The following is an 11028-nucleotide window of genomic DNA, read 5'->3' on the forward strand; positions in this document are numbered from 1 at the left end:
CGGAAGCCGGCGACCTGGCCGCACTGGGCCTGGGGATCCGGGAGCTGGCGGCCGCCTCGCGTGCGGGCCGGCTGCTGCGGCTGGGCGAGTCCGTGGTGCTGCTGCCGACCTCCCCGGTCCTGGCGATGCGGGAACTGGCCCGGCTACCGCAGCCGTTCACCGTCTCGGCGGCCCGGCAGACACTGGACACGACGCGGCGGGTGGCCGTCCCGTTGCTCGAACACCTCGACGGGCGCGGCTGGACGCGCCGGATCGACGCGGGACGCCGCGAAGTGACCCGGTAGCCCGGGCAGGTCAGTAGTAGAAGAAGACCTCGGCGTTGCTGCCGTCGAAACAGCGCAGCACGATCGGGTCGGACGTCCGGTTCGCGCAGGTCATGGTGTAGCGCTCGCTGTTGTTCGGGCTGGCCACGGTCACGGTGACGGGGAAGCTGCCGGGGGCGTCGTTGACCGCCTCGGCCACGTGCATCGCGAAGTTACAGTGGGTGGCCGGGGTGGTGCGCCCGACGGTGACCGTCAACGGCACGTATTGCGTGGTCGTCTTCGACGGGGTGTATGTGAACGGTGTCTGCCCGCAGTTCTCCCCGGTGGATCCGGCCGGCGGGGAACCGGCGCGGCGCGGCATGGTGGGGGAGGGTGGCACCGTCGAGGACGGGATCGAGGAGGACGAGTACGAGGACGGGCTGGTGCTGGAACTGGGTGCGGAGGCACTCGACGGAGCCGCCGAGGCTCCGCTACCGGCGGTGGTGGCCGGCTTCTTCTTATCGTCCTGGGTCACCATGATCACCACGAGCACCACGATCAGGCCGACCATGGCCGCGGCGATCGCCCCCAGCCAGATGCCGACCTTGCTGCTCTTGGGCGGTGTGGCCGCCGGGTAGGCCGGGTACGCCGAGGAGGCCGGGTATTGGGCCGACGCCGGGTATTGGGCCGATGCGGGATAGGGGGCGGCTGCCGGGTACGCGGGCGCTGCGGGGGCAGGCGCGGGCGGCGCCGGAGGAATCGGCGGGGTCGGCGGACCGGTCATCGGCGGCCGCGGGACGGTGCGGTCGTGTCTCTGCGGAATCGGCGGTGCGACCGGTGCCTGCGAGCCCTCGCTCCGACGGACGATGTTGTCGTGCAGCAGGGCGCCCTGCACCACCACCGTCTTCGGGTCACCCATCGCCGCCAGCCGGCCGATCTTGCCCAGTTCGCGGTGCACCAGGGGAATGTGGCTGGAGCCGCCGACCAGGTAGATCTGGCTGATCGGGCGCGCCGTGACCTGGTCGGCGCGGGCGATGACCCGTTTGGCCAGGGTCATCGCCTCACCGATGTCGCCGGCGATCAGGTTCTCGAATTCGCTGCGGGTGATCTGCAGCTGGGTGCCGTCGGGCAGCGGGATGGTGGCACGGGCCGCCGTCGACAAGGTCTCCTTGGCGTCGCGGAGCCGATCACCGAAGGTCAGCGCGACCCGCGGCTGCGTCAGCTGAGCGGCTAGTTCCGGGGAGCGTTCGTGTAGTCGCTGGGCGACCCAGCTGTGCAGCCGGGCATCGAGGTCGTTGCCGCCGAGGTACTCCAGACCGTCCGAGGCGACCACCGAGAAGGTTCCGCTCGAGTCGCAGTCCAGGACGGTCACATCGCACGTGCCCGCACCGAAGTCGAAGATGGCGATCCGCGAGTTGGGAGCCAGTTGCTGGGTCCCGGTGTAGAAGGCGGCAGCGGCCTGCGATTCACTCAGTAGCTCCAGCGATTCCGGCCGGATTCCGGCCTCGCCGGCGGAGGTGCGCAGCCGGCCGATCAGTTCCTCGCGCCAGCCGTCCGGGTAGGTCAGCACCACCCGGTCGAAAGGTGCACCGTTGCGCCGGGTGGCCGTGCTGACGATATGGGCCAGGACCGCGGCGACCAGCGAGGTCGCGGTGAAGTTACGTCCGCCGAGCATGGTGCTGGTGTAGCGCAGCTGCCGCTTCGGATTGGGTTCGAAGGCGGTCGGGTCGGTGAGCGCGTTGTTCACTGCGGCGTCGCCGACGATCAGATCGGAGCCGTCGGCGAAGACCGCGGTGGGCATCAGCGCCGACAGGGAACCGAGTCGGACCTCGTGGGTGTTGCCGGACCGATCCCGGTAGGCGGCGGTGCTGTTGGTGGTGCCGAAGTCGATGCTCAGCAGGGTCGGCTGGGAGGAGGTCACCGTCAGCTCCGTTCTGCTGAGACGACGACGTCGGGCAGGCGCAACGGACCGGACGGGCCCTGCCAGCCGGGGCGTTCGGTGCGCAGGACGATGCCGGCGCCGGTCTCGGCGACCACCTCGGTGGCGATACAGCGCTGGGAGTCGGGGGTGAACGGAGAACCGGGCTGGACCTGGACCGGGCGGATTCCGGACCCCGCCAGTTGCTGCGCGATATAGCCGCGGACCGAATCCTCGGCGGTGGTGTCGTAGACCCCGATCAGCGATTGCACCAGGCGGTCGTCGACGGTGCCGGGGGTGGGCTGCGGAACCGACGGCGGAACCGGCGCCGGGCGTGGCGGCGGTTGCGGCTGCCCGGTGTCGGCGGTCCGGCGGGCGGTGCGCTGGGGCCGTCGATCGGCCGCCGGTGCCGACGATCGCGCGGGGGTGGTGGCTCCGCGTAGCAGATAACCCACGAGCGTGCCGACGACGGCGATCGCCAGGGCGATGAGGACGGCCAGGACGGTGGTCATGAACGGGGCCTCTCGTTCTTTCGGAGGTGCCGAGCGGCGGCAGGCTCGGGCGTCATCGGTTCGTCCCCGGGATCGAGATCGACAGCGAGGGCAGCGACGGCCGCGAGGGCGAGGCCGGAGCCTCGGTCGGCATCTGCGGTTCGGGGCTCTTGCCGCCGGACTGCTGGCCCGAGTCCGATCCCTGAGGACGGTCGGACCGCTGGGGTTGCTCCGATTGCTGGGATCGGCCGGGCTGGTGGGTCTGCGAGCTGGGGGCGGTGTCGACGGGGACGGACTCGCCGTCGTCGTTCCCACCCCCGGTGGCGACCCAGACGAACAGGACCACCAGCGCCACCAGTACGGCTACCGCTGCCGCGAGCGCCCACTGCCGACGTTCAGCGGCCGAAACTGGACCGTCCCCCACACCTGCTCCCCTCGCCGCGGCACCTCGCCGCACGGTCTGATCGTGGCGTCAGCATATCTGCGCCGGGCCGCTGCCGGGCGAGCAGGCGTAAGGTCAGCGCTGGCGGTCCAGGTTGGCCATCGCCAGTACGTCCAGCCGCCGGTCGAGCTCCTCTTCGCTGAGAGCCTCGCCGATCAGACCTCGATCGATCACCGTCTGCCGGATCGTCTTGCCTTCCTTCAACGCCTGCTTGGCCACCGCGGCCGCTTCCTCGTAGCCGATGGCGCTGTTGAGAGGGGTGACGATCGAGGGGCTCGACTCGGCCTGGGTGCGCAGCCGGTCGGTGTTGGCCACCAGTCCGGCGATGCAGCGGTCGGCGAACAGCCGGGAGACGTTGGCCAGCAGAGTGATCGACTCCAGGACGTTGCGCGCCATCATCGGGATGTACACGTTCAGCTCGAAGGCGCCGTTGCCGCCGCCCCAGGTGACGGCGGCGTCGTTCCCGATCACCTGGGCGGCCACCTGCGTCACCGCCTCGGGCAGCACCGGGTTCACCTTGCCGGGCATGATCGAGCTGCCCGGCTGCAGATCGGGCAGGGTGATCTCGGCCAGGCCGGTGAGCGGACCCGAACCCATCCAGCGGATGTCGTTGGCGATCTTGGTCAGCGAGACCGCGATCGTCTTGAGCTGACCGGACAGTTCCACCAGACCGTCACGAGCGGCCTGGGCCTCGAAATTGTCGCGGGCCAGACTCAGCGCGTCGACCCCGGTGAGGCGCTGCAGTTCGGCCACCACCCGGGTGCCGAAACCGGCCGGCGCATTGAGCCCGGTGCCCACGGCGGTGCCGCCGATCGGCAGCTCGCCCACGCGCGGCAGGGACGACTGCAGGCGCTCGATCCCGGCCAGCACCTGGCGGGTGTAGCCGCCGAACTCCTGGCCCAGGGTCACCGGCACCGCATCCATCAGGTGGGTGCGCCCGCTCTTGACGGTCTCGCGCCAGTCGTCGGACCTGACGCCGAGCTCGTCGGCCAGGTGCTCCAGCGCCGGAATCAGCTGGGTCACCACGGCCTCGGTCGCGGCGACATGGGTGGCGGTGGGGAAGGTGTCGTTGGAGCTCTGTGACATGTTGACGTCGTCGTTGGGGTGGACGTTCACGCCATCGGCCGCGCAGATCGAGGCGATCACCTCGTTGGTGTTCATATTCGAGCTGGTGCCCGAGCCGGTCTGGAAGACGTCGATGGGGAACTGGTCGTCGTGCCGGCCGTCGGCGATCTGCATGGCCGCGGCCACGATGGCATCGGCCGTGGCCGGATCGAGCAGTCCCAGGTCGGCGTTGACACGGGCGCAGGCGGCCTTGAGTAGCCCCATGGCCCGGATCTGGGTGCGCTCGAGCGGACGGAACGAGATGGGGAAGTTCTCCACCGCGCGCTGGGTCTGCGCCTGCCAGAGCGCGTCGACGGGGACCTTGACCTCGCCCATGGTGTCGTGCTCGATGCGGTACTCGGTCATGCCGGACTCCTCCATTACGCGATCTTAGGTATACCTAAGACTCTAGCGCTTCTCGGGTGTCCGGTGCCGTACGCCGGACTCAGCGCTCCTTGGAGCGGATCCGGATCCCCGAGATCGGCACGCTCACCGCACCGGAGGGGTCGGTGAAGAAGTCGTTGCCCTTATCGTCGACGACGATGAAGGCGGGGAAGTCCTCCACTTCGATCTTCCAGACGGCCTCCATCCCGAGCTCGGGGTACTCGAGGACCTCCTGGCTCTTGATGCAGTCCAGCGCCAGCCGGGCGGCCGGGCCGCCGATCGAGCCGAGGTAGAAACCGCCGTGCTCGTGGCAGGCGTTGGTGACCTGCTTGGACCGGTTGCCCTTGGCCAGCATGACCATCGATCCGCCCGCGGCCTGGAACTGCTCGACGTAGCTGTCCATCCGGCCGGCGGTGGTCGGTCCGAACGATCCGGATGCCATGCCCTCGGGCGTCTTGGCCGGACCGGCGTAGTAGACCGGGTGGTTCGTCATGTAATCGGGCATCGGCTCCCCGGCGTCGAGACGCTCGGCGATCTTGGCGTGCGCGATATCGCGGGCCACCACCAGCGGACCGGTCAGCGACAGCCGGGTCTTGACCGGGTACTTGCTCAGCTCGGCCAGGATCTCGGGCATCGGGCGGTTCAGGTCGATGGCGACCACCTCGCCGCCCTCGATGTCCTCGGCGACGCCGGTGTCGGGCATGTACTGCGCAGGATCGGTCTCCAGCTGCTCCAGGAAGACGCCCTCGGCGGTGATCTTGCCCAGCGCCTGACGGTCGGCCGAACAGGACACGGCGATGGCGACCGGGCAGGATGCGCCGTGCCGCGGCAGCCGGATCACCCGGACATCGTGGCAGAAGTACTTACCGCCGAACTGGGCGCCGATCCCGAACGACTGGGTGAGCTTGAAGACCTCGTCTTCCAGCTCGGTGTCGCGGAAGCCGTGGGCATCCATCGAGCCCTCGGTCGGCAGATCGTCCAGGTAGTGCGCCGAGGCGTACTTGGCGGTCTTGAGCGCAAACTCGGCGGAGGTGCCACCGATCACCACGGCCAGGTGGTACGGCGGGCAGGCCGCGGTGCCCAGCGAGCGGATCTTCTCGTCCAGGAAACCGAGGATCTTCTTCGGGTTGAGGATCGCCTTGGTCTCTTGGAACAGGAAGGACTTGTTGGCGCTGCCGCCGCCCTTGGCCATGAACAGGAAGTTGTACTCGGGGCCGTGCGGTCCCTCCTGCGTCGCGTAGATCTCGATCTGCGCCGGCAGGTTGGTGCCGGTGTTGCGCTCCTCGTACATGGTGATCGGCGCGAGCTGTGAGTAGCGCAGATTCAGCTTGGTGTAGGCGTCGTAGACGCCGCGGGAGATGGCTTCGGCGTCGTCGACCCCGGTGAGCACGCCCTCGCTCTTCTTGCCCATCACGATCGCGGTGCCGGTGTCCTGGCACATCGGCAGCACCCCGCCGGCGGAGATGTTGACGTTCTTGAGCAGGTCCAGGGCCACGAAGCGGTCGTTGCCCGAGGCCTCCGGGTCGTCGATGATTTTGCGCAGCTGCGCCAGATGCGCGGGCCGCAGATAGTGCGAGATGTCGTGCATCGCCTCGGCGGTCAGCTGCGCCAGCGCCTCCGGCTCGACCTTCAGGAAGGTGCGGCCGTCCACCTCGAAGGTCGAGACACCTTCGGTGGTGATCAGCCGGTAGGGCGTGTCCTCGTGGGTTGCGGGCAGCAGATCCGAGTAGCGGAATTCGGGGGCGTTGGCAGCATCACTCACAAGTGTGCATCGTACGTCGGTACCTTTCTGACCTGCATCTAAGCGCATCCTAAGTTGAGAGTGCGGGGCGGGCGGGTAGCGTCGCCTGCTTGTGGCAGGCATCAACGAGACGGCATCGCTGCTCCAGCAGTCCGGAGAGGTCGCCGGGGTGGTGGCCTTCGCACTGTCCGGGGCGCTGGCCGCGGTCCGCAAGAACATGGACATCGTGGGCATCGTGCTGCTGGCGGTGGCCACCGCGCTCGGCGGCGGCATCATCCGTGACCTGATCATCGGCAACACCCCGCCCAATGCGTTCACCGAGATGAAGTACCCCGTGGCTGCCCTGTGTGCCGCGGCGGTGGTGTGCGTCTGGCAGCCGCCGTCGAACCGGATGACCAAGTGGTCCCTGGAGGTCACCGACGCCATCGGGCTGGGGCTGTTCGCGGTGACCGGCACCGTGATCGCCCACGAGTGGGGGATGTCCGCGCCCGGCGCCGCGCTGCTGGGTATGACGACGTGCATCGGCGGCGGGGTGATCCGCGACATGCTGTCGGGCCAGATCCCGACGGTGCTGCAGCCCAGTCAGCATCTGTATGCCATCCCGGCGCTGGCCTGTGCCGCGACGGTCGCCGCCCTGCTGCGATACACCGACTACCAGCCGTGGATGGGTCTGGCGTGCGCGGTGATCGCGATCGCGCTGCGCCTGGGCTCGCTGCGATTCGGCTGGCACGGGCCGCAGCCCTGGTACATGCGCCGCCAGAACGCCGACCCGATCGACTGAGACACGGGTGCGCGGCGGCGCAGCTCAGGAGATGAGGCCGCGTTCGCGGGCGACGGCGACCACTTTGGTCCGGCTGTCGACGCCGAGCTTGTCGAAGATGTGCACCAGATGCGATTTCACCGTCGCCTCGGAGATGAACAGGCGTCTGGCGATCTCCCGGTTGGAGCCGCCGGCGGCGAGCTGTTCGACGATCTCCAGTTCGCGGGCGGTGAGCGACTGCGCCGGATCGGCCAGCCGGTCCACCAGCCGGGCGGCGATCGCCGGTCCCAGGACCGTCTCGCCGGCTGCCGCGGCCCGGATCCCGGCGACCAGGGTGTCCGGTGCGGTGTCTTTGAGCATGTAACCGGTGGCACCGGCCTCCACGGCGCGCACGATATCGGCGTCGGAGGCATAGGTGGTGAGCATCAGGATCCGCGGCGGCTGCGCCAGCTCGCGCAGCCTGTGCGTGGCGTACACACCGTCGCGCCCACCCGAGACGGTGCCGTCCAGACGCAGATCCATCAGCACCACGTCCAGATTCGGTGTGACCTCGGCCAGCGTCAGGGCTTCGTCGGCGCTACCGGCCTCGGCGACCACCTGCAGCCCGTCGACCGGATCGAGGACGGCCCGCAGACCGGCCCGTACCACCGGGTGATCGTCGACGAGCATCACGGAAATCATCGGGAGCCTCCTGCAGGCAGCGCGACGTGCACGATGGTCCCGTCGCCGGGTTCGGAATCGATGGATGCGGTGCCCCCGCACTCGGCGACGCGGGCGGTCAGCGCACCGAGGCCGAAGCCGGTGCCGCCGCCCACCACGGCCGGGTCGAAGCCGGTGCCGTTGTCGACCACGTCCAGGTGGACTTCGTCCTCGAGCACGGTGAGGGTCACCACCGCGCGGGAGGCTCCGGAGTGCCGCGCCGCATTGGCCAGCGCCTCCTGGGCGGAACGCACCAGCGCTTCGCGGGCCGGGGCGGCCAGGTCACTGACTCCGCCGTGAATGTGCAGTTCGGTCGGCAGCCCCAGAGTCCGGGCCTGTTCGACGGCACCGCGCAGGTGCGCCGCCACCTCGTCGGGGGCCGGAGAGGGATCGTGCAGGCCGCGCAGAAAGCCGCGGGTCTGGGCCAGTGCGGTGGTGGCCATCTCCAGTGCGGTCACGGTCTGGGTGTGCCGCTGGGCGGGCGGAGATTCCGGATCGGTGGCCGACTGCAACAGCATGACGATGCCGGCCAGCGCTTGTCCGGCGCCGTCGTGGATCTCGCTGCCCAGCCGCAGCTGTTCGACCCGCAGCTGAGCGGCCACCAGTTCGCGGGACAGCTCTTCGCGCGCGGCGGAGGCGGCGATCACGCGGCGGACGGCTTCGGTCACGGCGATCGCGGTGGCGATACCGATCAGCGGACCGATCACCGAGCCGACCCCGACCGGATCGGTCCGCAGGGCCGCGGTCACCGCGGCGGCGACGATCACCGCTTCGACCGGCACTGCCAGCAAGGTGGGAAGAAAGTGCCAGCTCAGCATGGCCAGCACGAAGGCCAGCCAGGTGAACGACGGCGCCAGCGCCGTCAGCGCCGCCCAGCCGGCGACCAGGATCAGGACCCACGGCACGGCGATCGCCTGATGGCGCACCGAGATCGCCACCACGCCGTACAGGTACCACGCCGACAGCAGCGCCGCACCGACGACGATCGCCGTCACCGAGCCGTCGGTGTCCACGATCGCCCGGGTCAGACCGACGGCCACCAGGACGGCGAACAGCAGATGTCCGCCCCACTGGATGTACCGGTCGGCGGTCAGCGAGAGGGGGACGGTGGGGGACACCCGACCAGTATCGCCCGGTACCGGGCGCGGCGCCTCAACCTTTCGATGGAGACGGTAACGGTGCTTCTGCGCGATTCGGTCCGCCGGATTTCCCGCGACACTGGAATCACCGCGATATAGACCGCACGCACGACCTGCAGTGCACACGACAACGGAGGTAGCGATGTTCATCGGATGGCGCGAGATCCGCCGGTCCGCCGGCAAGTTCGGGGTGATGATCTCGGTGATCGCCATGCTGGCGTTCCTGGTGGTCGCCCTGTCGGCGCTGACCGGGGGATTGAGCAATCAGTCGATCTCGGCGGTCGCAGCGCTGCCGGGCGATGGCCTGGCCGTGCAGGCCGATGCCGACGGCGCCGCGGTGAACCTGGTCGACAGCCGCCTGAGCGAGGACGCCGTGGCCGCCGTGCGGGCTGCCGATCCTGCCGCACAGCCGATGGGCATCGTGATGTCGGGTGCCGGTGCCGGTGAACGCAATGCCGCCGTGGCCGTCTTCGGCCGGACCGATGCCGACGGGGTGCGGGTGAATCCGGAGGTCGCCGAGATGCTCGGCATCGAATCCGGTTCGGCGATCACGATCGGTGGTGTCGCCGCGACGGTGACGTCGGTCGGCGATACCGGGATGTTCGCCCACTCGCCGGTGGTGCAGGTGCCGTTGGATCTCTGGCGGGAGGCGGCGCACCGCAGCGAGCTGACCGCGATGATCGTGACCGGTCAGCCGGCCGAGTTCCCCGGGGTGGCCGTGGTGACCGGCGGGGACCGGCTCGACCTGATTCCCGGCTACTCCTCTGAACACAGCTCGCTGCTGCTGATCCAGGGTCTGCTGCTGGTGATCTCGGCGGTGGTCGTGGGCGCCTTCTTCGCGGTGTGGACCGGACAGCGACTGGCCGGTCTGGCGGTGGTGCGCGCGATGGGTGCCGCCCGCTCCTATCTGCTGCGCGACGGCCTGGGACAGGCTGCGGTGGTGCTGGCCGCAGGTCTGCTGCTGGGCACCCTGGCCGGTGTGGGCCTGGCGGTCCTGGCCTCGGGCACCGTCCCGATCCTGATCAGTGCGGGCGGAGTACTGATCCCCGTGGCCGCGATGGCGGTGCTGGGGCTGGCGGGGGCGGCATTGGCGCTGCGTCCGCTCCTGTCGGTGGACCCGCTCACCGCCCTGAACCGCTGATATCCGACCCGCTGATACCCCCAACTGCGCACATCCGAACCGTCGCAAATCCCAACCGTGAGGAGAATCCGATGAGTCTGTCTCTGTCCCAGGTGAGCCTGTCGTATCCCGACGGGGACGCCGGCCGTGTCCACGCTGTCGACCAGGTGAGCCTGCATGTTCCGGCCGGCACGGTCACCGCGCTGACCGGGCCTTCGGGGTGCGGAAAGTCCAGCGTCCTGGCCGTGGCCGGCACGTTGATCCAGCCCGACAGCGGGGTGGTGAGCATCGACGGCGTGGACGTGGGGGAGTTGCGCGAGGCGCAGCGGGCGCAGGTGCGGCGCGACCAGATCGGGTTCGTGTTCCAGAATGACAATCTGCTGCCGGATCTGACCGTGATCGAACAACTGCTGCTGGTGGCACATCTGCGTGGACAGCGTCCCGCGCGCCATCGCGCCGAGGCCCACGACCTGCTCGATCGTGTCGGCCTGGGCGGCCAGGCCGATAAGCTGCCGCGCCAGCTCTCCGGCGGTATGCGTCAGCGAGTCAACATCGCCCGGGCTCTGATGGGACCGCGGTCGGTGCTGTTGATCGACGAGCCGACCTCGGCCCTGGACCAGGCCCGCGGGCGCGACATCGTCGAACTGATCGTCGGCCTGTGCCACGAACGGGATCTGGCCGCCCTGCTGGTGACGCACGATCTGGCGACCCTGAACGTCGGTGGTGCCGGCGGCGTCGATGCGCTGGTGCACATGCTCGACGGCCGGCTGGAGCAGGACGCACTGGTGTCCTGAGCGGGCAGGGTGGCGCTAGCGGCACCGATCCTGCCACCGGCGCCGGTAGCGGGATCGGTCAGAGGTCCAGGCGGGCGTACTCGCGCAGCTTGGTGGTCTGGTGGCGAGCCTCGACATTGCGGACGGTGCCGGACTTGCTGCGCATCACCAGCGAGCGGGTGGTCGCACCGTTGGCCCGGTAGGTGACCCCGCGC

At 69.5% G+C, this 11028-nt stretch carries 12 protein-coding genes; 4 read left to right on the top strand and 8 right to left on the bottom strand.

From position 1 onward, the window contains the following. Nucleotides 1-284: SelB domain-containing protein (locus GOHSU_RS15810; protein WP_005944200.1), on the top strand; the 284-nt coding region annotated here is incomplete at its 5' end. Nucleotides 285-294: 10 nt separating this feature from the next. Here GOHSU_RS15810 and GOHSU_RS16415 read toward each other — a convergent pair. From GOHSU_RS16415 to GOHSU_RS15835, 5 genes are all read right to left on the bottom strand, one after another. After that, complete coding sequence (locus GOHSU_RS16415; protein ID WP_005944202.1) at nt 295-2163, bottom strand: Hsp70 family protein; 1869 nt, start codon at nt 2161-2163, stop codon at nt 295-297. A 2-nt stretch (nt 2164-2165) separates the two neighbouring features. After that, nucleotides 2166-2672, bottom strand: a complete 507-nt coding sequence (locus tag GOHSU_RS15820) for a hypothetical protein (RefSeq protein ID WP_005944204.1) — start codon at nt 2670-2672, stop codon at nt 2166-2168. A 52-nt stretch (nt 2673-2724) separates the two neighbouring features. Next, nucleotides 2725-3075: a hypothetical protein gene (locus GOHSU_RS15825; RefSeq protein WP_155821340.1), complete on the bottom strand. Its 351-nt coding sequence runs from the start codon at nt 3073-3075 to the stop codon at nt 2725-2727. A gap of 93 nt (nt 3076-3168) precedes the next feature. Beyond that, nucleotides 3169-4563, bottom strand: a complete 1395-nt coding sequence (locus GOHSU_RS15830) for a class II fumarate hydratase (RefSeq protein WP_024332650.1) — start codon at nt 4561-4563, stop codon at nt 3169-3171. Between the two features lie 79 nt (nt 4564-4642). After that, complete coding sequence (locus GOHSU_RS15835; RefSeq protein WP_005944211.1) at nt 4643-6343, bottom strand: fumarate hydratase; 1701 nt, start codon at nt 6341-6343, stop codon at nt 4643-4645. 91 nt (nt 6344-6434) lie between these two features. Between GOHSU_RS15835 and GOHSU_RS15840 the strand changes: the two genes are divergently transcribed. Further along, on the top strand, nt 6435-7103 hold the full coding sequence (locus tag GOHSU_RS15840) for a trimeric intracellular cation channel family protein (RefSeq protein ID WP_005944214.1): 669 nt from the start codon (nt 6435-6437) through the stop codon (nt 7101-7103). Between the two features lie 24 nt (nt 7104-7127). Here the strand turns inward: GOHSU_RS15840 and GOHSU_RS15845 are convergent, their stop codons facing one another. Both GOHSU_RS15845 and GOHSU_RS15850 read right to left on the bottom strand, forming a co-directional pair. After that, nucleotides 7128-7763, bottom strand: coding sequence for a response regulator (locus tag GOHSU_RS15845; RefSeq protein ID WP_005944217.1), 636 nt, complete (start codon nt 7761-7763; stop codon nt 7128-7130). Continuing rightward, nucleotides 7760-8899 carry a sensor histidine kinase gene (locus GOHSU_RS15850; protein ID WP_005944219.1) on the bottom strand — a complete coding sequence of 380 codons (1140 nt, stop codon included), beginning with the start codon at nt 8897-8899 and terminating at the stop codon, nt 7760-7762. Before GOHSU_RS15850 ends, GOHSU_RS15845 begins: the two co-directional genes overlap by 4 nt. A 163-nt stretch (nt 8900-9062) precedes the next feature. Between GOHSU_RS15850 and GOHSU_RS15855 the strand changes: the two genes are divergently transcribed. Both GOHSU_RS15855 and GOHSU_RS15860 read left to right on the top strand, forming a co-directional pair. Beyond that, nucleotides 9063-10061 (top strand): FtsX-like permease family protein, encoded by a 999-nt coding sequence (locus tag GOHSU_RS15855; RefSeq protein ID WP_005944221.1) that lies wholly within the window; start codon nt 9063-9065, stop codon nt 10059-10061. A 71-nt stretch (nt 10062-10132) separates the two neighbouring features. After that, complete coding sequence (locus GOHSU_RS15860) at nt 10133-10834, top strand: ABC transporter ATP-binding protein (protein ID WP_005944223.1); 702 nt, start codon at nt 10133-10135, stop codon at nt 10832-10834. Between the two features lie 58 nt (nt 10835-10892). On the opposite strand, the gene GOHSU_RS16835 is transcribed toward GOHSU_RS15860, so the two are convergent. Further along, nucleotides 10893-11028: fructose-bisphosphatase class II (locus tag GOHSU_RS16835; protein ID WP_005944226.1), on the bottom strand; the 136-nt coding region annotated here is incomplete at its 5' end.

The sequence above is a fragment of the Gordonia hirsuta DSM 44140 = NBRC 16056 genome (genome assembly GCF_000333015.1).
Taxonomy (GTDB): Bacteria; Actinomycetota; Actinomycetes; order Mycobacteriales; family Mycobacteriaceae; genus Gordonia; species Gordonia hirsuta.